Origin of the sequence: Maribacter spongiicola (assembly GCF_004364165.1) — a bacterium.
Lineage (GTDB): Bacteria > Bacteroidota > Bacteroidia > Flavobacteriales > Flavobacteriaceae > Maribacter > Maribacter spongiicola.
Genome location: NZ_SOAY01000012.1, coordinates 159,103 through 185,882 on the forward strand (window position 1 = coordinate 159,103; position 26,780 = coordinate 185,882).

General features: G+C 36.6%; 23 protein-coding genes. 20 read left to right on the forward strand and 3 right to left on the reverse strand.

Annotated elements, in window-relative coordinates; all coding sequences use genetic code 11:
• Positions 1-193: 193 nt before the first annotated feature.
• Entirely contained in the window at positions 194-1,846 is a 1,653-nt protein-coding gene (locus CLV90_RS13910) for a PAS domain-containing sensor histidine kinase (protein ID WP_133688117.1), read from the reverse strand.
• Between the two features lie 304 nt (positions 1,847-2,150).
• Between CLV90_RS13910 and CLV90_RS13915 the strand changes: the two genes are divergently transcribed.
• Genes CLV90_RS13915 through CLV90_RS13925 form a run of 3 tightly spaced genes read left to right on the forward strand, consistent with a single transcriptional unit; the run spans position 2,151 to position 6,763 of the window.
• On the forward strand, positions 2,151-3,797 hold the full coding sequence (locus CLV90_RS13915) for a hypothetical protein (RefSeq protein WP_208295132.1): 1,647 nt from the start codon (positions 2,151-2,153) through the stop codon (positions 3,795-3,797).
• 26 nt (positions 3,798-3,823) lie between these two features.
• Complete coding sequence (locus CLV90_RS13920) at positions 3,824-5,311, forward strand: APC family permease (RefSeq protein WP_133688118.1); 1,488 nt, start codon at positions 3,824-3,826, stop codon at positions 5,309-5,311.
• A 3-nt stretch (positions 5,312-5,314) separates the two neighbouring features.
• Positions 5,315-6,763: an aldo/keto reductase gene (locus tag CLV90_RS13925; RefSeq protein WP_133688119.1), complete on the forward strand. Its 1,449-nt coding sequence runs from the start codon at positions 5,315-5,317 to the stop codon at positions 6,761-6,763.
• 19 nt (positions 6,764-6,782) lie between these two features.
• Here CLV90_RS13925 and CLV90_RS13930 read toward each other — a convergent pair whose 3' ends face one another.
• Positions 6,783-9,902 (reverse strand): WD40/YVTN/BNR-like repeat-containing protein, encoded by a 3,120-nt coding sequence (locus CLV90_RS13930; protein ID WP_133688120.1) that lies wholly within the window; start codon positions 9,900-9,902, stop codon positions 6,783-6,785.
• Positions 9,903-10,218: 316 nt separating this feature from the next.
• Between CLV90_RS13930 and CLV90_RS13935 the strand changes: the two genes are divergently transcribed.
• The 15 genes from CLV90_RS13935 to CLV90_RS14005 all read left to right on the forward strand — a co-directional run bounded on the left by CLV90_RS13935 (position 10,219) and on the right by CLV90_RS14005 (position 24,640).
• Positions 10,219-11,079: a sigma-70 family RNA polymerase sigma factor gene (locus tag CLV90_RS13935; RefSeq protein WP_133688121.1), complete on the forward strand. Its 861-nt coding sequence runs from the start codon at positions 10,219-10,221 to the stop codon at positions 11,077-11,079.
• Positions 11,080-11,215: 136 nt separating this feature from the next.
• Entirely contained in the window at positions 11,216-11,407 is a 192-nt protein-coding gene (locus tag CLV90_RS13940; protein ID WP_133688122.1) for a hypothetical protein, read from the forward strand.
• A gap of 44 nt (positions 11,408-11,451) precedes the next feature.
• The gene (proC, locus tag CLV90_RS13945) at positions 11,452-12,267 is read left to right on the forward strand and encodes a pyrroline-5-carboxylate reductase (protein WP_133688123.1); all 816 of its coding nucleotides are present in this window, start codon (positions 11,452-11,454) and stop codon (positions 12,265-12,267) included.
• Positions 12,260-13,048 carry a glutamate 5-kinase gene (gene proB, locus CLV90_RS13950; RefSeq protein WP_133688124.1) on the forward strand — a complete coding sequence of 263 codons (789 nt, stop codon included), beginning with the start codon at positions 12,260-12,262 and terminating at the stop codon, positions 13,046-13,048. The genes proC and proB overlap by 8 nt, the downstream gene beginning before the upstream one ends.
• A complete protein-coding gene (locus tag CLV90_RS13955; RefSeq protein WP_133688125.1) occupies positions 13,048-14,247 on the forward strand; it encodes a glutamate-5-semialdehyde dehydrogenase in 1,200 nt (399 codons plus the stop codon). Before proB ends, CLV90_RS13955 begins: the two co-directional genes overlap by 1 nt.
• A gap of 34 nt (positions 14,248-14,281) precedes the next feature.
• Entirely contained in the window at positions 14,282-15,133 is an 852-nt protein-coding gene (locus CLV90_RS13960; RefSeq protein ID WP_133688126.1) for a GNAT family N-acetyltransferase, read from the forward strand.
• A 191-nt stretch (positions 15,134-15,324) separates the two neighbouring features.
• Positions 15,325-16,023, forward strand: coding sequence for an NUDIX hydrolase (locus tag CLV90_RS13965; RefSeq protein ID WP_133688127.1), 699 nt, complete (start codon positions 15,325-15,327; stop codon positions 16,021-16,023).
• Between the two features lie 24 nt (positions 16,024-16,047).
• Positions 16,048-16,926 carry a sugar phosphate isomerase/epimerase family protein gene (locus CLV90_RS13970; RefSeq protein WP_133688128.1) on the forward strand — a complete coding sequence of 293 codons (879 nt, stop codon included), beginning with the start codon at positions 16,048-16,050 and terminating at the stop codon, positions 16,924-16,926.
• Positions 16,927-17,090: 164 nt separating this feature from the next.
• Positions 17,091-17,603 carry a hypothetical protein gene (locus CLV90_RS13975; RefSeq protein WP_208295133.1) on the forward strand — a complete coding sequence of 171 codons (513 nt, stop codon included), beginning with the start codon at positions 17,091-17,093 and terminating at the stop codon, positions 17,601-17,603.
• 528 nt (positions 17,604-18,131) lie between these two features.
• Entirely contained in the window at positions 18,132-19,406 is a 1,275-nt protein-coding gene (locus CLV90_RS13980) for a metal-dependent hydrolase family protein (RefSeq protein WP_133688129.1), read from the forward strand.
• 188 nt (positions 19,407-19,594) lie between these two features.
• Positions 19,595-19,819 (forward strand): hypothetical protein, encoded by a 225-nt coding sequence (locus tag CLV90_RS13985; RefSeq protein ID WP_133688130.1) that lies wholly within the window; start codon positions 19,595-19,597, stop codon positions 19,817-19,819.
• 165 nt (positions 19,820-19,984) lie between these two features.
• Positions 19,985-20,368, forward strand: coding sequence for an endonuclease domain-containing protein (locus tag CLV90_RS13990; protein WP_133688131.1), 384 nt, complete (start codon positions 19,985-19,987; stop codon positions 20,366-20,368).
• A 1,805-nt stretch (positions 20,369-22,173) separates the two neighbouring features.
• Positions 22,174-23,436, forward strand: coding sequence for a hypothetical protein (locus tag CLV90_RS13995; protein WP_133688132.1), 1,263 nt, complete (start codon positions 22,174-22,176; stop codon positions 23,434-23,436).
• 136 nt (positions 23,437-23,572) lie between these two features.
• Positions 23,573-24,064: a hypothetical protein gene (locus tag CLV90_RS14000; RefSeq protein ID WP_133688133.1), complete on the forward strand. Its 492-nt coding sequence runs from the start codon at positions 23,573-23,575 to the stop codon at positions 24,062-24,064.
• A 42-nt stretch (positions 24,065-24,106) separates the two neighbouring features.
• Positions 24,107-24,640 (forward strand): DinB family protein, encoded by a 534-nt coding sequence (locus CLV90_RS14005; protein WP_133688134.1) that lies wholly within the window; start codon positions 24,107-24,109, stop codon positions 24,638-24,640.
• A gap of 14 nt (positions 24,641-24,654) precedes the next feature.
• On the opposite strand, the gene CLV90_RS19550 is transcribed toward CLV90_RS14005, so the two are convergent.
• Entirely contained in the window at positions 24,655-24,789 is a 135-nt protein-coding gene (locus CLV90_RS19550) for a hypothetical protein (protein WP_262493322.1), read from the reverse strand.
• Between the two features lie 175 nt (positions 24,790-24,964).
• On the opposite strand from CLV90_RS19550, the gene CLV90_RS14010 reads away from it, so the two are divergent.
• Positions 24,965-26,203, forward strand: a complete 1,239-nt coding sequence (locus CLV90_RS14010) for a DUF2130 domain-containing protein (protein WP_133688135.1) — start codon at positions 24,965-24,967, stop codon at positions 26,201-26,203.
• Positions 26,204-26,341: 138 nt separating this feature from the next.
• Complete coding sequence (locus CLV90_RS14015; protein ID WP_133688136.1) at positions 26,342-26,647, forward strand: immunity 53 family protein; 306 nt, start codon at positions 26,342-26,344, stop codon at positions 26,645-26,647.
• The last annotated feature ends 133 nt before the right edge of the window (positions 26,648-26,780 follow it).

Consider the following 26,780-nt stretch of genomic DNA (forward strand, 5'->3'; position numbering starts at 1 on the left):
AAAAATAGAATCGAATTCACCCATACAATATCCTTAAAAGAATATGCTTTAACTCTAAAAAATTTTCTTTCAAATAATCAGGAACTATTGGAATTTAACTAGCTATTAAAATGAAATACAGTGACATAACAATTTAACTCAATCAATACAATTGAATAGATTTTTAGTACTTCGGATATAAAATGGGTTATACTTACTGCTTTTTGGGAAGTACAATGGTAAAAACAGACCCCTTATTTAATTCACCTCTAGCACTAATAACCCCAGCATGATTTTGTACAATTTTCTTTACAATAGCCAAACCTATCCCCGTACCTACGTATTCTTGCTTAGAATGTAATCGCTGAAAAACCTCGAATATTTTTTCAGAAAATTGTTCTTCGAACCCAATACCATTATCGGTAATAGTTATTTGAACGTATTCTTTAGTGTTAGACAAACCCGGATCAATAGATTTCGCTTTTTTAATTACCTCGGATTCTACAGTAATTACAGGCGGTACATCTGCTTTCGAATATTTTATAGAGTTCGATAACAGGTTATATATTAATTGACGGAATTGAAAATGAACTACTTCTAATTGACAAGAGTTTTTTAAGAGGATCGTACCTTCTTTTTTACTTAACTCTTCTCCTAAATCATTTTTAATATCTTCTACTAGATCTTTTAAATCAATTGTTTCAAAAACCCTTTGCTCTGTATCTGTACGAGAATATGATAATAAATCGTTGATAAGAGCCTGCATCCTATTGGCCGCAGATTGTATTTTTTCGAATTTAACTTTACCAGAAGTAGATAACTGATCGTACTCATTATCCATCAACACTTCGGCGAACATTTGTATTTTACGTAACGGCTCTTGTAAATCATGACTAGAGATATATGCAAAAGATTGTAACTCTTTATTCATTTTTTCTAGCTTTAAATTACTAGAAGCCAGTTCTTTTGTACGGTGGTCTACTTCGTTTTTTAAATTCTCTTCGTACGATTTCTGTTGCTCTATATTCATTCCCGTACCAAGAAAACCTTTAATCTCACCGTTTTCAAATTTAGGTACTGCCACGATTTTAAACCATTCATACTCGTTGGTTGTCGCATTTTTTACACGGTATTCTAAGGACATTCTTTCTTGCTTTTCTACAGCCTTGCTGAAACCTTCAAAAACCAATTCTATATCATCTGGGTGTACTATACTTTTCCATACCTGACCCTCAAATTCAGAATAATGAGACAACCCTATGAAATCTAAAAGTTCTTTGTTGGCATATTCTACATTTATATCTGCATCTGTAATCCAAATCCACATGGGTGATAGATTGGCAATTTCACGAAAACGACGTTCACTTTCCCTCAAACGTTTCTCTGCCAAAACAGACTCTGTAGTATCTGTGCAAACAGTCAATACACCTGCAACATTACCAGATTCATCCTTTACAGGACTATAACTAAACGTCCAATAAATATCTTCAATTCTACCATTTCTAAAAAAAGGAATTAGTTGATTTTCCATTTTAATGGTTTCCCCACGTTCTGTTACAGCTGTAAGTAATGGATATATATCATCCCAAATTTCTGGCCATGACTCTTTTCCATTTAGACCTAAAATAAATGGGTGTTTACCATCTTTCCCTAAACTAGGTCTATAGGCATCATTATAAAATCCCTTCAATTTTTTTCCCCAAAATAAAAACATCGGAAAAGGACAGTTCAATAAAATATTCAATGTGGTTCGTAAACTTTGCGGCCACTCTTCTGGCGGACCTAATGGTGTCATTGACCAATCTTTTTCGCGCATTAACTTACCCATCTCGCCACCATCATCAAGAAAATGAAACTCCTTATTCATACGATTAAAATTGAACTATAAACTAAAAATACGACTACACTATTATTTGTATAGGGATATAAAAATACATTTTTAAGACAATACGACTGTATAAAAAATCATTTTGAATTGAATTTACAAATAACGCTATTCGCAGGTGAAATTTTGGTGGATTTAGAATTTGAGCTACTTATTTATGCTTTAGAGCAATTTTATGATTTCAATAGTAATCACATAATTCTAATCCATCACTATTTTTAATAAACATATGGCTCATTGCTACACTATTCTTATTTTGCATACACATACCAATCACCAACTCAAAATGACTACAACTGCAAATTCAAGATTAGTAACTTACTTTTTTATTTTCCTTTTTGTTAGCACACCCTTAATCACATTGGCACAAGACACAAGTTCAAATCAAAGTGTAGTGGAACTTTTTAAAAAATGGCGCTCCTTTGAAAACCCACCAATATTAGATGGTGCCCCTGATTACACTTCAGAAACTTTCGAAAAGAGGACTCCTGAATTCAAATCTTTGCAGCAACAACTATATGCTATAGATACTACTGGGTGGTCAATACCTGATAAGGTTGATTGGCATATTGTAAATGCCGAGATAAAAGGTTACGATTTTAACCAACGAATTTTAAAACCCTGGGCAAGAGATCCCGCATTTTATAAAACTATATGGACAGACCGTAGCGATGTACCTGCACATGAGGGTCCGGCGCACCATGCTATTATCGATGTATGGAAATACAACTTTCCATTAAGCAAAACTGACCAAACCAAATTCATTGCCGCCTTAAAAGTTATACCTGTTCTTAACGAACAAGCGAAGAAAAACTTAACGGGTAATGCAAAAGATTTATGGGTAGCCGGTATTCGCGATATTGAAACCCAAAGCAAAGATTTAGCGCAACTTAAAAATCTAGATGGAGTTCAAAAAAACAAGAAAATAGTTACGGCTATCGATGCCGCAATAACCTCAACAAATAATTTAGCAGAATGGCTAAAAACCGAAGCCGTCTCTAAAACCGGACCATCAGGTATTGGAAAAGAAAATTATACTTGGTATTTACAAAATGTACATTTGGTACCATTAACTTGGGAAGACGAAGTAATGTTATTAAAACGAGAACTGACACGAGCTTGGTCGGCACTGAAATTAGAAGAACATAGAAATCAGAATTTACCCGAATTAGATGATGCCAGTAGTGAAGAAGAATACAATAAAATGGCAAAGGCTTCAGCTAAAAGTCTTCTAGAATTTTTAGACAAAAATGAAATAGTTACAGTAAAAGATTATTTTGAAACTGCGCTCAATGACCATTTAGGTGCTTATGTACCGAAAGAGAAAAGAAACTTTTTTTGGATCACGGCACATTTAGATCAGCGCCCGCTATACTCTCATTTTTACCATTGGTTTGAACTGGCTAGAATGGATAATGAACCCAACCCACGTGAGATTAGAAAAGAGGCGTTACTTTACAATATATTCGATTCAAGAAATGAAGGAACGGCAACTGCCGTAGAAGAAATGTTTATGGATGCCGGATTGTATGACGACCAAACCCGCTCTAGAGAAATTGTTTATATCATGATTGCTCAACGTGCCGCTAGAGGCTTAGGTTCATTATATGCACATGCAAACCTTATGACATCTGAAGAAGCCGGTAGTATTCACTCTAACTACACACCAAGAGGGTGGATGAAAACTGAAAAGGACCTATTGCTTTTTGAACAGCACCTTTACCTTAGACAACCCGGGTATGGCACCAGCTACATAACTGGTAAATACTTGTTAGAAAACACCATGGCAGAATATGCCAGAATGAAAGAGAGCAAGAACGAACCTTTTGAAATGAAAGTCTTTTTTGACGAATTAAATGCTATTGGGAGCATACCAATAACCTTGGGCAGATGGCAGATGACCGGTGTACAATCTTTTCTAGGTCAAGAATAGTCTAAGCCGCTGCAACTCAATTTTAAATGTCAAAAACCACCTCAAAAAAACTAACTCGACAAATGGGGCTTTTAGCCCTTACCGCTACCGGTGTTTGCTCTATGTTAGGGGCTTCGATAAATGTCGTTCCTTTCATGATCCAGCGTAATGTACCCGGTATCGGTCCTTACGTGTTACCTGCATTTGCTTTTGCTGCCATACCTGCATTATTTGCTGCATTGGCTTATGGCATTTTAGCATCTGCCATGCCACGCGCGGGCGGTAGTTATATTTATGCCAGTAGAGGATTAAATCCGTACTTAGGCTTTGTTGCCAGCTTCTCTCAATGGTTCGGACTCTCTATTGTTATCGGAGTTATTGCTTACGTAACCGTACCATTTATTCGTGATGTAACGATGAGTTTGGGGTGGGAAAATATATCTAACGGATTAGAAATAGGGTGGATTCGCGTAACCATCGCATTAGCTTTAATTTGGTCTTTTATCGCTATTAATATTCGTGGGATAAAAAGTTATGAGCGCATCTTATTACCCATGATGTTTTTGATGTTCGCCCTTGGCGGAATTGTAATCGTATCGGCACTCATGTACGACTCTACAGATTTCTTAACGGGATTACAAGAAAAAACCGGACGCACTTTTGAGCCCATTAAAAATATTGATTTCGACTGGCGCATATTTTTGTCGGCAGCCGCACTTTTATTTTCAAGTTTTATAGGTTTTGACTCCATAGCTCAGGCAGGTGGTGAGGCTAAAAATCCAACTAAATCGTTACCACGAGCAATTCTACTGGCCATATTCGGAGTAGGCTTATTCTACTTTCTTTTTGCTTCGGCAGTCTATCATATTGTTCCCTGGAGTTTTGTTGCAGAAGAAGCAATGACTAAAGATATTTCTGCCCCAGGCTTGTTAAGCTACGTGCTGCCCTCTGGCTTAGGTATCGCTATATTGGCAGGCGCAGCAATTGCACTTATCAATGACCTACCGGCCATGCTATTATCTGTTTCACGATTAATGTTCGCTTGGGCTAAAGATGGTATTTTCCCTAAATCTATCTCTAAAATCCATCCAAAAAATCATACCCCACATATCGCATTAATTGTTGCTGGTGCAATGGCGAGTATTGGTATATTAGGTTCTCATTTTGCTGGCGATTTCTTTTTAGGTATCGATATTATGGTTACTTCTATGATGGTCAATTTTCTTTTAATGTGTATTACCCTAGTCACTATCAAAAAGGTAAATCCCGCGATGGCAAAACAAATTTCAGTACTTAAAAATAGAACATTACAATTATGGATTGCTTGGCTAGGAATTATCACCCTTTCTGCCTTTTTAGGTATTCACACTTATAAAGATTTAACATCAGAGACAACAGCGTGGTATTTTCACTCCACACCTATATGGCTCATTGTTATGGGCTTGGCAAGCTTGTTATTTGCCTATTATTGGAACAAATTGAAAAAACATAACAACAACATAAACGAACTATTTTTAGAACTCCCTGAAGAATAAAAGATGCAGACAACAATTAAATTAGCAAAAGATTTAGAGATTTCTAGAGTGGTTACCGGCTTATGGCAAATTGCCGATATGGAACGTCATGGTAATACATTGGACCCTGTAGCAACAGCCAAATTTATGAAGCCTTACGTTGATGCCGGACTCACTTCTTTCGACATGGCCGACCATTATGGATCTAGTGAAATCATAACTGGTACTTTTAAAAATAGTCTTGCCGATAAAAACAGCGTACAGCTATTTACCAAATGGGTTCCGAAACCTGGTAAAATTACTCGCGACGATGTTAGAGCTGCCATACAAACAGCTTTAGATAGAATGCAACAATCTAGCATTGATCTCTTACAATTTCATGCGTGGTACTACCCAGATGCTAGCTGGTTAGATGGTCTTTTTTACCTTAAGGAACTACAGGAAGAGGGATTAATTAAATATATTGGAGTAACTAATTTCGATGCCGCACATTTACGAATTGCTTTAGCCAGTGGCATACCCATTATCAGCAATCAAATTTGTCATTCTCTAATCGACCAGCGCGCGAATGGAAACATGGCTGCTGTGTGTCAAGAATACAATGTAAAACTCTTGGCATTTGGGACATTGGCTGGCGGATTCTTAACCGATAAATGGCTGAACAAAACCGAACCTACGTATGAAGAGTTGACCACATGGTCACAAATGAAATACAAACGTTTTATTGACGCCGCTGGCGGATGGGAACCCTACCAGAACCTGCTACAAACAGTAAAAAAGATTGCCGATAAACACCAAGCGTCTATCGCAAATATTGCAAGTAGATTTATTCTAGAGGGTGATGCGGTAGCTTCAGTAATCGTTGGCGCTCGACTAGGTGAAAGCGAGCATATCTATGACAATAGAAAAATGCTGGATATTACGCTAGATGCTGATGATATCAACGCTATTAAAGAAGCACAACTTCAATTGACCTTAATACCTGGCGATTGTGGTGATGAATATAGAAAACCTCCATTTTTAACAGCTTCGGGCGACCTTAGCGATCATTTAGAAACGATACCTAAAGCATTTACTCCCCTAAAAACCGGAGAAAATAGGGAACAAATTTTTAGCGGTACGGAGTGGGAAGAATATGCAGGGTACTGTAGAGCTGTAAAAATTGGAAATAGTATTCATGTTTCAGGTACCACAGCAACTCACGGAAGTGACATGATAGGTGGCACAGACCCCGCTGCCCAAGCCCATTTTATCATTGACAAAATCGAGGGCGTTATCACTTCATTTGGTGGTACTTTAGCCGATGTGGTGAGAACCCGAATTTTCGTCAACGAACTAAAAGATTGGGAACCTGTAGCACGAGCACATGGTGAACGTTTTAAAGGTATCAACCCTGCTAATACATTGGTAGAAGCTAAATTGGTAGGTGAAGGTTATATGGTAGAAATTGAAGCAGAGGCAATTCTATCCTAATTATCTCAACTTCATTATATTACTCATCCCAAGTGATGTTGTTATTTTTGACCATAGTTTCAAAGGGTGCCCATTCATTTTTCATAAAATTGGTTACTGCTTTTGAAAACTCAGTAACTAATGTTTTTCCTTGTTCTACAATTTCTTGATGTTGAGCAGAAGGCTCATTCGTTTGTGCGGCAGCGATACTTAAAGCTTCTCGTATTTTTGAATATGGCGATGTCTCAAAAGACTGCCACGCCCCTACTTGCCTTTCTGGCTTAGGTGTTTTTCCTTTTGCCTTTAGTGTTTTTAAAGACTGCAGCATATTTTCAAGCTTGGTCACTAAAGCTTGATCAAGTGTATTCTCGGACTTACTTATTGTGCTTAACAAACCATCTACTTTTTTACTTTTAGCATCAATATCCGATAAGTGTTTTGACAAAATCTCGACTTGACTATCTACTGCTTTTTTATAATCGTAAAGTGCTTTGTCTACATTTGGTTTTAATTCGAATCTAGGGTCTGCAATTACGGTTACCTCGGTAGTATCAGAATATACGCCGTGCTTTAAAACAATAGTATACTCCCCTGGCAATACCGGTATATCTCTTGAAAAATCATCGGTCCAAGAACCTGGCAAAGAAGATGCAGATTCATCTAATTTCCAAATCATGTAATTCAACCCTTCAGTAAGTTCTTTAGTTTCAACTGTATTTACCAAACTATTTTCTTGATCATAAATCATTGCCGTAACCTTAGATTCCGCTTTTGGCTCGTCTGATAAATAAAAAGGAATTTGAGTTTTCTGAAATACTTTATTCTCACCCTCGAAAGTAGTATGAAAGCCTGTCCAGATATTTCCTGGGGGATTTATAAATAGACCTTTCACTTGAACAGCATCGTTCATTGGAAATGCAGTTATACTAGATTTCAATCTTTTTGCCGCAATTTCTCTTAAGGTCAACAAATCATCTAAAACCCAAATTGCCCTACCAAAAGTACCGACAATTAGTGCCGATTCTCTTTCTTGAATCTTTAGATCCATTGTTGATACTGATGGGAATCCGTTTTTAAATTGAGACCATGTTGCTCCTTCATCAATACTTATCCATAGCCCATTCTCAGTTCCTAAAAACACTAAATTAGGTTCTATAGGGTCTTGAACAATACTTAAAGCGTAGCCATTTACCATAGATTTATCTGCAACTTGCTTCCATGTTTTTCCTAGGTCATCGGTTTTAAAAACATAAGGATCATAATCGCCTTTTCTATAATTGTTGACCACCATCCATGCCGATTTAGCATCGTAGCGAGAAGCTTCTATTTGGGCAACCCAACTTTCGTTAGGCATGCCTTTTATCCTACTGGTAAGATTTTTCCAATTTTGACCGCCATCTGTTGTTAATTGCACTTGACCGTCATCGGTGCCTACCCATATTATTTCATTATTTAACGAACTCGGTGCTATACTCAAAATAGCATTGTAGCGCTCTGCACCTGAAACATCCAATGTTAATCCGCCATAATCAGGTTTTTGATGCTCAGGATTGTTAGTGGTTAAATCGGGAGAAATTATTTCCCAAGTTGCACCCTTATCCTTAGTAACATGAACAAATTGTGATCCATAGTACGCAGCACTATCATCTGTAGGATTTCGGGCAAAAGCTGCATTCCAATTAAAACGTAAAGGAGTCATTAAATCCGGAGCAGGTGGTTTTATACTCACATAATATCCTGTCAATTTATCATACCTGTATAAATCTCCATTTTGAGATGATCCATATCCAAATCTAGAATTATTCAGATCGGGAGAAATATCAAAGCCATCACCACCAACTAAATACTGCCAATACAGTGTGCGTATTCCTCCTCTCTTCCAAGTATACGCAGGTCCTGACCAGTTTCCATTGTCTTGCATACCGCCATAAACGTTATAAGGAGTATCATTGTCTACGCCCACATGGTAAAATTGTGCCACAGGTATGGTTTCAGGAAAATACCAACTTTTACCGTGATCCTGGGTAATACCCAATCCGCCATCACCACCAATAATAAAATGTTTTGCATCTTTCGGGTTCACCCAAAAAGCATGAAAATCGGCATGAATACCTTTTGTTTCATCGGCAGGTATCATAGGTATTGTATCAAAAGTGGTGGCACCATCATAGCTGACCGATAAAGGCTGATAAATATTATACACTCTATTTGGGTCTTCTGAATCTACCGCTAGGTCTTGAAAATAAAAGGGTCTATTATTCGCGAACTTGGGATTGTCGTTGATCATTTTCCAATTTTCCCCACCATCATCACTTCGATAAATTGCATTCTTCTTAGCTTCTATTTTGGCATATATTCTATCTGGGTCAGATGGCGCAATAGCAAAACCTATTCTACCCAAATTACCGGATGGCAATCCATTATCCTCATCTAATTTCTTCCAGTTTTCACCTGCATCATTAGAAACATAAAAGCCTGACCCTTCACCACCCGATGTAAAATAATAGGGAGTTCGTTTGTGTTCGTATAGCGCCGCAAATAGTTTTTTAGGATTTTTCGGATGCATTACCAAATCTGCAATACCAGATTTAGTATTAGTATATAAGATCTTTTTCCAATGTAAACCGCCATCGACAGTTTTATACAATCCTCTATGCTCATTTTCGGTAAAAGGATCACCCATTGCGCCTACATAAACAACATTGGGATTATTAGGGTCTATACTGATTCTATGTATGGTTTTGGTAGCCTCTAACCCCAAATGTTTCCAAGTTTCTCCGCCATCGGTACTTTTGAAAATGCCCATACCTAAATTCATAGAATTACGAGGATTACCTTCGCCTGTACCCACCCAAATAACATCAGGGTTTGTTTGCTGTATTGCAAGTGCCCCAATGTTCTGTGTAGGTTGGTCATCAAAAACGGGTTTCCACGCAGAACCACCATTATCAGACCTCCAAACTCCGCCAGAAGCCGCACCAACGAACATTATCTTCGGATTGTCAGTTACCACATCTATTGCCGTAATGCGCCCACTCATATTTGCTGGCCCAACATTACGTATGTTCAGATTTTCGAGCGTAGAGAAGTCTATTTTTTGTCCTATTGCATACTGAGTAATAATAGCAAGAACGAAGAAGATGCTTAAGCGAATTTTCATGGTGTGTTGGTAGTTTATCCAAAAATAAAAATCGATGCGCAAACAATGGCATTTTAGCTACTGATTTTTTTATCATAATCATTAATCAGCTATCTAAAATAAACGCGGGGGATTACTATGACTATTCCCTATCTAAAATGATATTCTTAAAAGAAAAGTTTAAAAAAATCAAAACCATAAAACTTGAAAAACAGCTCATTTTTACTCAGAAACAAGTAAAAAACCATATAAAATAGTCAAACTTATCATAAAAAGTGTCATTTTCTTGCATTTTAACGAAATTATAGTATGTTATATCTGAACTTAAAAATAATTTATGCGACAACTAAAGATCACCAAACAAATTACGAACAGAGATTCCATTTCATTAGAAAAATATTTTCAAGAAATCAGTAAAATAGATTTAATTACTGCAGACGAGGAAGTAGAATTGGCAAGAAAAATTCGTGAAGGTGATCAGCAAGCATTAGACAAATTGGTCAGTGCCAATTTAAGGTTCGTAGTATCTGCCGCAAAGCAATATCAAAACAGAGGACTACGCTTAACCGACCTCATTAACGAAGGTAATTTAGGATTGGTAAAGGCAGCAAAGCGTTTTGATGAAACTAGAGGTTTTAAATTCATCTCGTATGCCGTATGGTGGATCCGCCAATCTATTCTTCAGGCACTTTCTAATACTTCGCGTATGATTAGGATACCGCAAAACAAAATCGCTGTAAACAGTAAAATCTATCAGGTATATTCTTCATTAGAACAAGTAAACGAAAGACCACCGAGCGCCGACGAAATTGCATCTGAATTAGACATGAGCGTTTCGAAAGTAAAAACATCCATGAAAAATTCAGGTAAATCTATTTCTTTAGATGCTCCTTTTAAAGAAGGGGAATCTTCTTCTTTATATAACGTGTTGGAGTCTACAAAACTAAATAGTCCTGATAAAAACATGATGGCAGAATCATTAGAAACGGACATTAATCAAGTATTGAAAAAAATTCCTGAAAGACAAGGCGATGTTCTCCGTCTTTTTTTCGGCTTGGGCAATCAACCTGCAATGAGCCTAGTTGAAATTGGTGAAGTTTTCGATGTTACCAGAGAACGCGTTCGTCAAATAAAAGATAAGGGTCTAAAATCTCTTAGGCGTACTTCGAATACCGAATTATTACGTGCTTACCTTTAAGATCATATACCATTACCTAGAAAAACTTCTTTCCAACATTCAATCTATACACTTTACTATAGTATAACATAAGCTTAACACCTCTAATTTGGAGTTGGTAATGCATATGTTATGTTACTATTTGAAACATCATTACATGAAATTTATTTATATCAAAAGAGAAAGTACTACCAAAGAATTATACAGAACACGCAACGGACTAAAAAAGTCGAAGGTGACCTCAATTACAAAATACTTTATGGGTATCCCCGTAAAAACCCTGCACACCTACAGACAAATATATTATGGGCGTAAAAACAACGCTATCGAAAAAATGCTATTTATATAATTACACAATCACATATATATTATCCAATAATTAAAATTGAATTCATGAAAATACTAGTAATAGGAGCCGGCAACATGGGATTGACTTATGCAGAAGGCATGTCGAAATCAAAATTACTTAAGAAGAGAAATATAATGGTGCTCGATACTTCTGAAGAAAAATTGGAAGAACTGCGCGAGAATCCGCAATTCGATGCTTTTGATGATCTTAAAAATTGTGCACCACAGGCAGATATCATTTTTATAGCCGTAAAACCCTATCATGCAGAGGGTGTTTTTAAAAAATTGAATCCGCTAGTAAAACCCGGTCAAATTATAATTTCGATCATGGCCGGTGTTACTATCGATACTATCCAACATTTAACAGGACTCACAAAAATAGTTCGCGCAATGCCAAATCTGCCCGCATCTATTGGTAGAGGACTAACTTCATTCGTTGCCTCTAATGAAGTAACTAGAATTGAACTGTTGACCATTGAAAGTTTGTTAGACACTACGGGTAAATCAATTCAAGTAAGCAATGAAAACTTTATTGACGCTTCAACCGGTATTTCGGGTAGCGGTCCGGCCTACGTATTTTACTTTATGCAAAGCATGATGGAAGCTGCCTTAAAAATGGGCTTTACTCCGAATGTATCTAAAGTACTGGTCGCACAGACATTCACGGGAGCTATCGAATTATTTAATCAAAATGAACTTTCACCAAATTCTTGGATGGATAAAGTTGCCAGTAAAGGCGGTACTACTCGTGCAGCACTAGATTCTATGGAGAATAATAATGTAGGTGAACTTATAAAAGAAGCCGCTTTCGCAGCATTTGAACGTGCAGTTGAACTTGGTAAAGAGAAAGTACATGTATAAACAGAAAATAGTGATTAAGGTAGGCACTAACGTAATGACCAATAAGGACAATCGTATCGTAAGACCGGTATTACGAAAGTTGGTGCAACAGATTGCAGAGTTATATGAACAAGATATATTGACCGTACTTGTTTCTTCGGGCTCCGTAATTGCGGGCCGTGAAGTGTTAGGTGCATCAAGTATTGAAAACGATACCCAACGCAGGCAGGTATACTCCGCAATTGGGCAACCTCGCATGATGCGATTATATTATAATATTTTTCAAGATTATGGTATGAAATGCGCACAGGTACTACCTACAAAAAGAGATTTCACCCCTGGTGTACACAGAGAAAATATGATCAATTGCGTAGAAGGTTTATTATCTGAAGGGGTAATACCAATAGCCAATGAAGATGATGCAGTTTCAGTAACCATGAGTATGTTTTCAGATAATGATGAACTTGCCAGTTTAATAGCACAACTTATTGATGCTGACAAGCTTATTATCCTAACGGATATTGACGGGCTATATACGGGTCACCCAAGTGCAGAGAGCAGTGACCTTATTGAACATGTAAATCCTGAAGAAAATTTAGATAAATACATAAAAGATAGCAATAAAAAAGCTGGTGAAGGTCGTGGTGGTATGGGCTCTAAATTAGATTACGCCCAACAGGCAGCTGCCAAGAACATACCAACATTCATTGCCAACGGTAAAAAAGACCGTACAATAATTGATATTATAGAAGGAAAAAATGTGGGTACGAAAGTAACCCTAGAAGAAAAAGCAGAAGCATAATGAAGATAATTTCAACGGAAATAAAAAATAAGGTTTTAAATAGCATGATGCGACTTTTGGATGAAAACCGAAGTAGCATTCTTGATGCCAATAAAAAAGATTTAGAGCTTTTTAAAAAAGATGATCAAGCCATGTACGATAGACTTATCGTAACCAACAGTAAAATTGATGGCATGATCAGTTCTATAAAAGAAGTGATGTCTCAAGACGATCCAGTCGGTAAGACCATTTCAACCCAGAATTTGGAAAACGGATTGGATATCACCAATAAAACGGCTCCTTTTGGAACCATAATGATTATTTATGAGTCTAGACCAGATGTCACTATCGAAGCTGCGGTGCTTGCCTTTAAAGCGAATAACAAAATTCTTTTAAAAGGTGGTAAAGAAGCTTTGCATAGCAATACAATTCTTGTAAAACTTTGGCACAAGGCTCTTGAAGAAAACGGGCTCACAAAAGAGTACATTCAGCAATTGACCATGAATAGAGAAGAAACGCAAGAGTTCTTGAGAAACCCTACAGAAAAACTTGATCTTATTGTTCCTAGAGGTGGTGAGCGTTTAATCCATTTTGTAAAAGAACATGCTAAATGTGCCGTACTTGTTAGCGGTAGAGGCAACAACTTTTTGTTCGTAGACAAAGAAGCCGATTGGGAAAAAAGTGTGAAGGTCATCATGAACGCCAAAACCGAAAAAATATCGGCTTGTAATGCTTTGGATAAAATATTGATCAATGCCAATATTGACAACTACGAGCAGAAATTGACAGATATCTATCAACTTTTAAATACAAAAGGGGTAGAAACTTTAGTTGATACAGCTATTCATTCAGTACTCACAGATGCACAACCAATTAAAGATGATGCTATTTGGAAAGAAGAATTTCTAGCTATGAAATGTTGCTTGGGATCTGTAAATTCCCTTGATGAAGCTGTTGAAAAAATAAACAATAATTCTGGTGGACATTCTGCTACAATTATGACAACGAATAAAAATACCGCCATGCAGTTCATGGAAGAGGTAGATTGTGCAGCCGTTTACCAAAATGCGTCAACACGTTTTACCGATGGTGGTCAAATGGGTGTTGGTGCCGAATTGGCAATTAGTACAGATAAGCTTCACCATCGTGGCCCTCTTGGTCTTAAACAATTGGTTACCAATAAGTATTATGTATTTGGTGATGGTCAAATTCGCGAATAAATAACGGAGTCCCCATATTCGAAAATCGAAATTTATGTTCGAAACAATTGAAAAAATAGATGGTGCCTTGGTTTACCATGGCACCATGCATAAACGTATTTATTTTTCTGAAGCCGATAATGTTGATTTAGACAATCTGCTTCCAAAAATGAAAAATCTTGCTACAAAGATGCGTTATGAGAAAATTTTAGGTAAGACATCTAAAAAAAGTGTAGACGTATTAAAATCTAATGGGTTTACGGTCGAAGCAAAAATCCCTGGTTTATATAATGACACTGTTGATGGTTATTTTCTAGCCGATTATATCAGTGAAAAACGCCATGAGAACGATGAAAAAACAACTAAAACTATTGCTACGGTCAAGACTATTGCCAAGGCTGCCAACAAACCTAGTACAGATTCGTATTTTCAAATGCCCGATCATCTGAAAATAAAAGAGCTTACAAGTGATGATTTTTATATGCTTGAAGATTTGCATAAAAAGGCTTACAAATATCATCCGCATCAGATAAAAGATTTACACTATTTCTCTAAGTTAAAAGACTTAAATCATCAATTCTTGGGACTTTTTCAAGACGGGCAACTACTGGTGTCAGCTATTCTTGCCCTAAATGTAAATGAGTCTAATGTAGAAATTGTAGATTTTGTAACGCATCCAGATTATAGAGGTCAAAACCTTTCTTATTTCTTAGTGCAAGACATTAAAAATAAGATGGAGAAACTAAGATGTAAAACTATTTACACTATGGTGCGATCAACATCGTACGGCCTAAATATTACATTTAGTAAACATGATTTTAAACTAGCAGGTACATTGACCAACAATTGTTTGGTAAGAGATGCAATTGAAAGTATGAATATTTGGTATTTTAAACATAACCCATGAAGTAAAGTTGACGTATATTTCAGAATTGAAATACCTAAATATGGTGAAAATTTTAAAGTGTTGATATGGTAGATTTATATTTACAATATCAACACTTTTTTTATTGTCTCATATTATGACAATAATTCTTTGTTTAGATCAAAAATTATGCTTTATTTGATAAACACTACTAAATTTTATCAATTTCACGAATGAAAGGCTCAGAAAATACGAAATTCATCCCCAACCTTTCCTATGATTGTGTAATCTTTGGGTTTAACGGTGTTAAACTAAAAATTCTCATTTTAGAATATCACAACACTGGTTTATTTGCCCTTCCCGGAGGTTATATAAAACATAACCAAAGTCTACAAGAGGCAGTAAATAAAGGGGTAGAAGAACGTACAGGATTAAAAAATGTATTCTTAGATCAATTTCAAGTTTTCGCAGACCCCAATAGAACAGATCCTTCAGCTACGCGTCGCATTTTAGAAGCAAATAATAAAGATTTAGCCGATAATGAATGGATGACGGAACGCTTTGTAACCGTTGGTCATTATGCGCTTATTAATTACGAAAATGTGAATCCGAAACCAGATCACTTATCAGATAGTATTGAATGGTACGACATCGATAATGTTCCTAAATTAATGATGGATCATAATGAGATTGTAAGCAAAGCTCTTGAAGTACTTCGTAATAATATTAGTGAGAAGATAATAGGAATGAATCTGTTGCCTCCAAGATTTACCATGAAACTCTTACAACAAGTTTTCGAAGCAATCTTAGGACATACATTAAGACGCACTAGTTTTCAGCGTAAAATGTTGTCACTAGACATATTGCAACGGCATGAAAAGCTTTTTGAAGGTAAAGCTCATAAAGCACCATACTTATATAGTTTTAAATAAAATTAGACACTTAAAATAACAACAATGAACAAATCAACACTCAACAACTTTTTTAAATGTACCGTTCTCGCTGCTTTTATGTTCGGCTCATTTACAACCTACGCCCAAAAGAAATTTGGCGGTCTTGCTCTTTATACCGTAAGGGATGATATGGGTACAAATGCAAAAGCAACTTTGCAAGCAGTATCTGATGCAGGTTATAAAAATATAGAAGCTGCAGGTTATGAAGACGGCAAGTATTATGGTATGACCCCGGCAGATTTTAAAGACTTATTAAAATCTCTAAAATTAAAGCCAATTAGTACACACCAAAGTGCCGTTACTATTGATAATGCTGACCAAATGATGGCAGATGCCAAGGCTGCAGGTTTTAAATATTTTGTAGTTCCGATTCCACCAATGGGTATGTTCACCTTTAATCAAGAAGACAGAACAATGGGCATGACCGGTACAATTGAAGACTTAGCTAAAATATTAACTACACTTGGCGAAAAGGCTAAAAAAGCAGGCTTGAAATTACTATACCATAATCATGATTTTGAATTTAAGAAAAATGCTGACGGCATTACACCTATAGATTACCTATTAGAAAATGTAGATCCTAAATTATTGAATTTTCAGATGGATCTATATTGGGTAACCAAAGCAGGTGCCAACCCTATCGCCTACTTCAATAAATACCCAGGTCGTTTTAAAATCTGGCATGTTAAAGATATGGACGAGCAAGGTAGATTTGCGCCTGTAGGTAAAGGATCTATCGGATTTAAAAATATACTGGACAACAAGGCATTATCGGGCATGAAATATTACATGGTTGAACAGGACATGACTTTCGACGGTCTTAAGGCTTTAGATGCTATTAAAATTAGTCATGATGGACTTGAAGAAATAGGTTTTAAATAATTACAACTACCAAACAACGGAGATAGCCCCAAAGAGATTTTTCTCTTTGGGGTTTTCTTTTTTAAGTACTTTCTCTTTAAACCTTTCATCTTTATCACTGTCATAATAACTTATAGTAATATGTGCTTATTTTTGCACTCTAACCAACTATTAAAATTGACCATATGAAAATGACTACAAGTTTACGCATGAGAATTATTCACCGTTATTTAGGCTTCTTTTTAGCTGGTATTATGGCGATGTATTCTATAAGCGGAATCATTATGATTTATAGAAATACCGATTTTCTTAAAAGTGAAAAAATTACCGAACAACAATTAAAACCTAATTTAAAAGCTAGTGAACTTAGTGATGCTCTTCGCATCAAAGGCGGCGTAAAACCTGAAAAAACAGAAGGAGACATCGTTTATTTTAAACAAGGCGAATATAATACTGCTACTGGTATGGCTACCATTAAGAAAATGGAACTTCCCTTTATTCTAGATAAGATGGAACACTTACATAAAGCGACTACCAATAGCCCTGTTTATTTTCTAAATATATTTTTTGGACTCTCACTACTATTTTTCGTGGTGTCTTCTTTTTGGATGTTTATGCCAAAAACTACTGTATTTAAAAAAGGACTGTACTTTTCACTTGGTGGTATGGTACTGACCATAATCTTGCTGTTTGTGTAATTGTAACAAATGATATGAAATCAAATCCGTTTTAAAGACATTTCTTTAAAGCGGATTTTTGTTTTAACAAACATTGTAACCAAAAAGAACCCACCCCTAACCCCTCTCGAGAAGGGAACAGACCATGACTGTTATTTAGCTTTTTAGATTAAGACCATATTTCATCACTAAACTAAACCTGGGTGCCCTTTGTGGGTGGGGCGAGCGTTGGCATTATAAAACTGAAACTCCACAACAACCAAGAAAACCGCAAACAAAATCGAAAACCTCCCCTCTTGGGAGGGGATTAAGGGGTGGGTGCCGCGATGCTAAAGATTTTATTAAACTCCCTTAAGCAAAATACAGACCTATGGTCTCTCTGAGGAGGGGAACAATCAGTGACTTTTGTTAAACTTTTTAAGTCAAACTTCTGTATCTTGCTGTAACCAATAAATTCCACTCCCCTAACACTTTATAATGCTATTTTTATCAAAGAACTATGGCTATTGTAATCTTTGAATAAGACTATATAAATCTAAACATTATTATATGAAACAATTTTTATCCCTCCTTCTCATTTTAACAGCGACATTATCAGGAATTGCACAATCTAAACTGATCAAAGCAGATTCGTATTTAGATGTCAGAACCGGAAAATTAATTTCACCTGCTAATCTGCTCATCGAAAACGGAACCATAAAATCTATTAATCCAAAGTCACTTCCCGAAGGTATTGAAACAGTAGATTTAACAGGTAAAATTTTGTTGCCGGGTCTTATGGATATGCACGTGCATTTAGACGGTGACTTTACTGGCAGCTGGGATTATGTGTATAAAGAAAGTGCTAGCCAAGGTACTGTAAGGGCAGTCGTGAATGCAGAAAAAACATTAATGGCGGGTTTCACTACCATAAGAAGTATTGGGCAATTACACATTACACCCGAGCTTATTGATGTTGCGGTTTCTGAGGCTTCTGATAAAGGGATGATAGCTGCACCTAGAATTATTCCATCGGGACATATGATTTCTATTAGTGGCGGACACGGAGATATTTCTTTGGGGCTGGCCGAAGGTTTAGTAACCGTTGGTCCTAATGACGGAATCATTAATGGAAAATATGATGCTATCAAAGCAGTGAGATATCAAATTAAACATGGTGCTAAATTCATTAAAATGCATGCTACGGCGGGTGTACTTTCTATGGAAGATGCCATTGGCGCACAACAGTTAAGTAATGAAGAAATGAAGACCATTGTAGATGAAGCTGCAAGACACCATATAAAAGTTGCTGCCCACGCACATGGTACCGAAGGTATCAAAGAAGCTATAAAAGCTGGTGTGTATTCAATTGAGCATGGATCTATTATTGATGATGAAGGTATTCAGTTAATGAAAGAAAATGGTGTTTACCTGGTACCGACGAGAGGGCTCGCGACTATAATAGAGCCTATGATCGACAAAATGGATCCTGTTATGGCCGGTAAAGCCAATTATGTGATGCCTATTGCCAAACAAAATCTTACCAAAGCTATAAAAGCAGATGTAAAAATTGCCTTTGGTACAGATACCCCTATAATCCCTCATGGTAAAAATGCCATTGAATTCGCTGCATTGATGGAATGTGGCATGAGTACTAAAGAAGCTATAAAAACTGCTACTACCAATAGTGCAGAAATGCTAGGGCTTACTGATCGTGGTGAAGTAAAAGAAGGTTTATTGGCAGATATTATTGCCGTAGATGCCAACCCCATAAATGATATCTCCACTTTAGAACATGTGAAGTTTGTAATGAAAGGTGGCGTAGTATATAAAAACGAAAAGTAACATATGTCTTAGAATTTTAATCCTAAAAAAACGAACATCATGAATTTGCCGCAACGTCATTTCATCAAATCAATCTTTTTTGGTGTGTTAACCAAATAAAGAACATTTAGTGACTAAAATTGAATAATAGCACACCTATACCCTTTACCTCATCCAACACTGGTATCTTGCATATATAAACTACCCTTATGAAAATCAATTTACTGACTTGTGATGCCCAAAGACCAGATAGAAGAGCAATAGCTAATTGTATTGCAGAATTATCATCTAATGTCAGCGATTCGCTTACCAATGAACTTACAGATATTCTTTTAGAAGGTGATGCAGTAGACATTGAAGTAAGCGATAAAAATTCTGGTTCTGCATTAAGGGCTTTACGTAAGTTGAGCATAGATTATGAGATTAAAGAATAAAATACCCGCCCCTAGCCCCTCCCGAGAGGGGAATAGCTAGCGTATTTAATTAGAATATATTCTAACAATAATTCTTATGAAAACAGAAGTTTCAACTAACTCTAACTTCGCAATCAATAACGTACTTCTCCCCTCTTGGGAGGGGACCAAGGGGTGGGTACTACTATGAGAAAGATTATTTCGTACAACCCAAATTTAGTTGAACTCGCTAGAGAATTAAGAAACAATATGACCCTTGGTGAAATTGCGCTATGGCGAGAAATCCAAGGTAAAAAGCTAGGTCAAAAATTTAGTAGACAGATTCCTATCAATCAATATATAGTTGATTTTTATTGCAAAGATCTTCAGCTCGCCATAGAAGTAGATGGCAGTATTCATTTTGAAGAAGGACACGAAGAAAAAGATAACAAAAGGCAAGCACGCTTAGAATCTTTAGGTGTACATATGCTCAGGTTTTCAGATACTGATGTGAAGAATAATTTAGGTTTTGTTTTAGAAGAGATTAAAGTAATAATTGAGAAATTAGAACAAACAAGAACCCACCCCTAGCCCCTCCCAAGAGGGGAACAGTTTCTGACTTGAAACAAATTTTTAGACAAAACAGACGAAGTAACTCTTATAAAAACACAACTCCCCAACCACCAACAAACCCGCAACCAAAAATGCAATTCTCCCCTCTTGGGAGGGGGTTAAGGGGTGGGTGCTACGGTGACGAAGATTTCATTGAAAATTCTAACTCAAAATACCCACCCCTAACCCCTCCCAAGAGGGGAACAGTTTCTGACTTGAAACAAACTTTTTAGATAAAACAGACGAAGTAACTCTTATAAAAAAGCATCTCCCCAACAACCAACAAACCCGCAACCAAAAATGCAACTCTCCCCTCTTGGGAGGGGATTGAGGGGTGGGTGCTACCATGCTTAAGATTTAATTAACCACCCTAACATAAAATACCCACCCCTAGCCCCTCCCAAGAGGGGAACAGTTTCTGACTTGAAACAAATTTTTAGATAAAACAGACGAAGTAACTCTTATAAAAACACAACTCCCCAACAACCAACAAACCTACAACCAAAAACGACAACCTCCCCTCTTGGGAGGGGATTAAGGGGTGGGTGCTACGATGCTGAAGATTTCATTGAAAATTCTAACTCAAAATACCCACCCCTAACCCCTCCAAGGAGGGGAACAGCTTCTGACTTGAAACAAACTTTTTAGATAAAACAGACGAAGTAACTCTCATAAAAACGCATCTCCCCAACAACCAAAGAACCGCAACCAAAAACGAAAACCTCCCTTCATGGGAGGGGATTAAGGGGTGGTGCTAGGATGCTGAAGATTTGATTTACCACCCTAACTCAAAATACCCACCCCTAGCCCCTCCCAAGAGGGGAACAGTTTCTGACTTGAAACAAATTTTTAGACATAACAGACGAAGTAACTCTTATAAAAACGCAACTCCCCAACCACCAATAAACCCGCAAAAAAAAACGAAAACCTCCCCTCTTGGGAGGAGATTAAAGGGGGGGGGTGTTATGGTGACGAAGATTTCATTGAAAAATCTAACTCAAAATACCCACCCCTAGCCCCTCCCAAGAGGGGAACAGCTTCTGACTTAAAACAAACTTTTTAGATAAAACAGACGAAGCAACTCTTATAAAAACACAACTCCCCAACCACCAACAAACCCGCAACCAAAAATGCAATTCTCCCCTCTTGGGAGGGGAACAGCTTCTGACTTAAAACAAACTTGTTAAATAAAGTAGACGAAGTAACTCTCATAAAAACGCAACTCCCCAACAACCAATAAACCTACAACCAAAAACGACAACCTCCCCTCTTGGGAGGGGATTAAGGGGTGGGTGCTACGATGCTGAAGATTTAATTAACCAACCTAACATAAAATACCCACCCCTAGCCCCTCCAAGGAGGGGAACAGACCGTGACAGTGATTAGGCTTTTTAGATACATAAAAAGAAATAATTGTTGTAGAAACAGAAGCTCACAACCACCAATAAAACCGCAAAAAAAAACGAAAATCTCCCCTCTTGGGAGGGGATTAAGGGGTGGGTGCTAGGATGCTGAAGATGGTGCTATGGTGCACTAACTTCAACTACAAACGCAGCTCGTTATATTCTATTTACACCACTTTAATTTTTCTGACAGTTTTACGGAAACCCGTAAGAAAATGTAACGTAAACTTCTTTATATTGCAGTACCAAGCAAAGTATACTCCCCCTAGACACTTTGGTAGAAAAATTTTATAAAATAGCTAAAATCACTAGTAACTATATTATTTAATATAAACACTAGTTTCTTTATACAAATGTTGTGCTTAATTAGAAAAAACGTAAATGACAAAAATAGAGCTTCTAAAAAAAGAATTTCCCGATTTAAATTTCGAGTCAAAAGAACACGAATTTTTCTATGCCGAAGATGATATTAGAAAAGAGGATAGAATACATATTTCTGGTTTTAAAGGAAATTCGGAATTCCAAATAGTTGTTAAACCTGACCACGAAATAGATTCAGTTTCAGAAATTTTAAAAGAAAATATTTTTGTTTTTCCTGACTTTTTAGCAATTCGTTACAACAACACAATTGAGGTATTACTAACTTCAATTTCATACAGAACTTCATTTAGAAACATAGAGGTTGATGATGAAGTTAATAAAACTGTAGTTTTCAATGTTGGTATGAATTACCATAGAAACAACTTAAATATTCTCTTAGAAATTGGACAGGATAATTTATTGCCTAAATTCCTTCAGTTTGTGCGTGGTGCTTTCCGATATTCAAGAAGAAAACCCACTATTTTAAAAATAGAAGGTTATAAAAAAGAAAGTCCTGATGGTATTGTAAATGATATCCGAAATGTCATAAACTCTGTTTTATTCGATATAGAATATAATTATGACATCGCTCTTGAAACTGTAAATATTGACGGACTTTTAAGAAGATTTATTAGACGTAGAAAGAAAAAGGCTGAATTACCAAATGAAAAATTTGATTTGGTCTACAAAAAGTATATTCCTGAATTAATTCAATACTTTCATATTGCTGAAAAAGTTGATTTCTTACCATTTAAATTTATATGTTATTATCACATTATTGAATACTTTTCAGATAAAAGTGCTTATGACTTAGTATCTAAAGAAGTTAAAAAAATATTATTAAAACCTGATTTCCATTTAAAAACTGACAAATACGTTACTTCTGCTATTAATCTTTTCAAAAAGGAAAACGACAGACATACTAATGACAAAGTGAAAATTGAAAGAGTATTAAAGCAATATATTAAAAGAGAAGAACTAAAAGAATCAATTGAGGAATTGGAATTAATTGACCACTTTTCTAAATCTTTAACATTTGATTGCGTCAAACCTCTTGAATTACCAGCGATAGACTTTGAGAAAGATGGAAATTTCTTTGGTGAATTAACGAAACGTATTTATTCAACTAGATGCTCAATTGTTCATTCTAATCCAGATTTTGACGAATCGAAAGCAGTTCCGTTTAATCCTTCTCCTAATAATATTGACAAACTAAGAATTGAAATAGAAATGATTAGTGAAATTGCTCGAACAATTATAATTGAAAGTAAAGAAAATAACTAAGCACAACAATGGCTATAAGTAATTGCTTGTACTCGCCTACTTCTGAAAATCATCGCAGATTTTCAGATTGGTGTGTACTTGCAAAGTTGAGTGCTAACCCACGCAACTACTCATAGCCGAGACGTTAAAAATCTAAATGAAAACCACCCTCACCACACTCCTTTTCATCCTCCTACACCTCAACAGCTACGCCCAAGATAACTTCATCAAACTACCACAAGCAGCAAAAATCAACTGCCCAATGCTATTGATTGATGATACTATTATTGCTAATAATCATATTATAGCTACAAAGGAAGATATTACCGAGGTACGTGTGCTAAAAGACAAACCCACCCGAGATGACTTTTACAATCTAAGTGAAAACGGTATTGCATTAGTGATTTTAAAGAAAAAAATAGCATCTAAAACTCAAGCTGAGCTCAATACTTTTTTCGGTTTAGATGCGAACAATAGCATTTATGTAAATGGGTATTTAGTAGAATCCCCTAAATACAAGTTCGCAACCGAAAGTATTGTTGAAGTGGAATTGGTGACACCTACCGCCGAAAATAAATTGGAGCAAAAAGTCATCAATGTTTGGACATTGACGCAAGATGAAAGGGTAAATGGGTGTAAACAGCAATAAAATAATTAAATTTAGTTGCTATTCATCTCATCATCAATCATCATGCAAAAAACAATCACACTTATTGCCATCCTTCTATTTACAACGTGTCTTTTCGCCCAACAAGACAAATTCATTGACGATTCCATTGAGCGATTAGAAAACTCCCGCAAATACTTGTTATTGGTTGCCGATATGATGCCGGAAGAAAAGTATGGGTATAAAGCAACAGAAGAGTCTTTGAGCTTTGCCGAAAATTTAATGCATATTGGTTTTGCGCTAGATTGGCACAGCCAATCGCTCATTGGCGACCGAGAAGCACGCGTATACCAAACGGACACCATTTTTAAACCTGCCAATAAAACTAAGGCAGAAATGATGGCACGTATAGACCAAACGTTTACCGAAGCCATTGCGCTTTTACAAGATGTTGAACCTGCAGAATTAGATATTGAACTAGACTATTTTGGATCTAACAGAAGTAAGCGTCAAATTTATCTGCTATTAGCAGACCATATTACCCACCACAGAGCACAAATGTTGGTTTACATGCGCCTAAACGGACTTACGCCGCCACGCTACGTGTTATATCAATAGCAGTGTAAGAGTAACTATTCTTCTTTTTTCTTATCGCCGTTCATTAGCATTAGTACAATGCCAACAAGGGTTAAACAAACGGCTGCAAATACAGCAATCATAATAACGCCGTTGCTCCAGTTTACCAAGGGTAGATGTAATGAGGTCATAGTCGGTAATTTTAATAACACAAAAATAGAATGTAGTTGCAAGATGTTCTATGACAATTGTCAGGAAATCAAAATACTACGCAACAAATAAATTTTCATTTCATTTGAGTGCCGCCAAACATTGTAGGCTTGGTTAGGGTTCTGTATTTTTATAGTTGAAAATGGTTTTTAGAACATGGTAGATAAAATTAAGTGTCCCAATTGTGCGCATGAGTTTGATGTTGAAGAGGCGCTATCTGGTAAAATGCAGGCGCATTTTAAAGCGGAGTATGAGCGTAAAGTAGCGGAGCAGGCAGAAAAATTCAATAAAGAACGTAGAAAGCTTGAGATTGAGGTAGAAGAATTCGAGAAGAAAAAAGAGAAAGAAAACGAGCTTTTTAAAGAGAAGCTTGCACAACGCCTTGCCAAAGAATCTGAAAAAATACAACAGCAGACCAACGAATCTTTTGAGCAAAAATTAAAGGCACTACAAGAAGAGAACGAGAAAAAGAAAGAGGAAAATAGGGCTTTACGTTCGCAAGAAATAGATCTATTGAAACGCGAGAACGAGCTTAAAGAAAAAGCTGAAGACCTAAAGCTGAACGTGCAAAAGGAATTGCTGGAGAAGCAGACCGAAATTGAAGAGAAAGCCAAGGCAAAAGAGCGCGAGTCTATGGCGATGAAAGAGAAAGAATATCAAAAGCAACTTGACGACCAAAGAAAGCTTATTGATGAAATGAAGCGTAAAGCCGAACAAGGTTCTATGCAAATGCAGGGCGAGGTGCAAGAACTCGCTTTAGAAGAACTATTACGTGCCACCTACCCTTTTGATGATATAGATGAAGTGGGCAAGGGTGTTCGTGGTGCAGATTGCGTGCAAACGGTTATTAACTCGCTACAGCAAACCTGTGGATCTATCGTTTACGAGAGCAAGCGCACCAAGAACTTTAGCAACGATTGGATCAATAAACTAAAGCAGGATCAGATTAACTGTAAGGCAGATATTGCAGTGATCGTAACGGAGACTTTTCCGCCAGATATGGATCGCTTCGGTGAGAAAAACGGTGTGTGGATATGCGGATTCAACGAGGTAAAAAGTGTTTCTCTTGTGCTACGTGAACTTTTGCTAAAAACACAATCTATAAAATCATCGGATGAGAACAAGGGCGATAAGATGGAGCTGCTTTATTCTTATTTGACCAGTAACGAGTTTGTACAGAATATAAATAGAATTATAGAAAACTACGATTCTATGATCAAGCAGCTGAACTATGAGAAGAAAGCGGCGTTCAAAAATTTTGCGGTTCGTGAAAAACAAATTTGGGGCGTTCAAGAAAATATCAACGTACTCTTCGGTTCTATTAAAGGTATTGCGGGAAATGCGTTATCTACAAGTACCATTTTAGAATTACCTGATGCTGAGATAGACGAGTAATTAGTGAGATAGTTGGATAGTTGGATAGTTGGATAGTTAAATAGTGAACTAGTTTGTTGGTTAAAATCATTTTAACGCTGCCCAAGCCCTATATTAGCACATTACAAAACATAACCTAGGTTCACTTACGCATACCATATGAATATTTTAGATTGGATACAAGATTGGTTTAAGGAGAATTGTGATGGCGATTGGGAACATGGAGAAGTTATACAAATAACCACCATAGATAATCCTGGATGGGAGGTTGAGATTGACATTTCCAATACTTCAATTGCCACAATGAACCTAGATTGGATTCTTAATGAAACTAATAAACAGGATTGGTACGGGGTTAAAATTGCGAACCAAAAATTTACCGCAGCCGGTGATCCTGGTAAGCTAAAATTCTTGCTTGGTCTTTTTAAAGAGATGATTGATAAGATAGAAAATCAGCAAGAGTAATTCTTAGTTTTTATTTATACTACCTCGACCCCATATCAACATATAACCTAAGAAAAATTATTTCAGCTTAGAGAGTATGTAACGGTAGAATTATAGTTGTTTATTCGCTATGTTTAACGCATGGTATTGACAA

Bases quoted from the DNA above. Each gene is read 5' to 3' on its own strand.
- CLV90_RS13910 (WP_133688117.1), bottom strand. From the start codon at position 1,846: ATGAATAAGGAGTTTCATTTTCTTGATGATGGTGGCGAGATGGGTAAG.
- CLV90_RS13915 (WP_208295132.1), top strand. From the start codon at position 2,151: ATGACTACAACTGCAAATTCAAGATTAGTAACTTACTTTTTTATTTTC.
- CLV90_RS13920 (WP_133688118.1), top strand. From the start codon at position 3,824: ATGTCAAAAACCACCTCAAAAAAACTAACTCGACAAATGGGGCTTTTA.
- CLV90_RS13925 (WP_133688119.1), top strand. From the start codon at position 5,315: ATGCAGACAACAATTAAATTAGCAAAAGATTTAGAGATTTCTAGAGTG.
- CLV90_RS13930 (WP_133688120.1), bottom strand. From the start codon at position 9,902: ATGAAAATTCGCTTAAGCATCTTCTTCGTTCTTGCTATTATTACTCAG.
- CLV90_RS13935 (WP_133688121.1), top strand. From the start codon at position 10,219: ATGCGACAACTAAAGATCACCAAACAAATTACGAACAGAGATTCCATT.
- CLV90_RS13940 (WP_133688122.1), top strand. From the start codon at position 11,216: ATGAAATTTATTTATATCAAAAGAGAAAGTACTACCAAAGAATTATAC.
- proC (WP_133688123.1), top strand. From the start codon at position 11,452: ATGAAAATACTAGTAATAGGAGCCGGCAACATGGGATTGACTTATGCA.
- proB (WP_133688124.1), top strand. From the start codon at position 12,260: ATGTATAAACAGAAAATAGTGATTAAGGTAGGCACTAACGTAATGACC.
- CLV90_RS13955 (WP_133688125.1), top strand. From the start codon at position 13,048: ATGAAGATAATTTCAACGGAAATAAAAAATAAGGTTTTAAATAGCATG.
- CLV90_RS13960 (WP_133688126.1), top strand. From the start codon at position 14,282: ATGTTCGAAACAATTGAAAAAATAGATGGTGCCTTGGTTTACCATGGC.
- CLV90_RS13965 (WP_133688127.1), top strand. From the start codon at position 15,325: ATGAAAGGCTCAGAAAATACGAAATTCATCCCCAACCTTTCCTATGAT.
- CLV90_RS13970 (WP_133688128.1), top strand. From the start codon at position 16,048: ATGAACAAATCAACACTCAACAACTTTTTTAAATGTACCGTTCTCGCT.
- CLV90_RS13975 (WP_208295133.1), top strand. From the start codon at position 17,091: ATGAAAATGACTACAAGTTTACGCATGAGAATTATTCACCGTTATTTA.
- CLV90_RS13980 (WP_133688129.1), top strand. From the start codon at position 18,132: ATGAAACAATTTTTATCCCTCCTTCTCATTTTAACAGCGACATTATCA.
- CLV90_RS13985 (WP_133688130.1), top strand. From the start codon at position 19,595: ATGAAAATCAATTTACTGACTTGTGATGCCCAAAGACCAGATAGAAGA.
- CLV90_RS13990 (WP_133688131.1), top strand. From the start codon at position 19,985: ATGAGAAAGATTATTTCGTACAACCCAAATTTAGTTGAACTCGCTAGA.
- CLV90_RS13995 (WP_133688132.1), top strand. From the start codon at position 22,174: ATGACAAAAATAGAGCTTCTAAAAAAAGAATTTCCCGATTTAAATTTC.
- CLV90_RS14000 (WP_133688133.1), top strand. From the start codon at position 23,573: ATGAAAACCACCCTCACCACACTCCTTTTCATCCTCCTACACCTCAAC.
- CLV90_RS14005 (WP_133688134.1), top strand. From the start codon at position 24,107: ATGCAAAAAACAATCACACTTATTGCCATCCTTCTATTTACAACGTGT.
- CLV90_RS19550 (WP_262493322.1), bottom strand. From the start codon at position 24,789: ATGACCTCATTACATCTACCCTTGGTAAACTGGAGCAACGGCGTTATT.
- CLV90_RS14010 (WP_133688135.1), top strand. From the start codon at position 24,965: ATGGTAGATAAAATTAAGTGTCCCAATTGTGCGCATGAGTTTGATGTT.
- CLV90_RS14015 (WP_133688136.1), top strand. From the start codon at position 26,342: ATGAATATTTTAGATTGGATACAAGATTGGTTTAAGGAGAATTGTGAT.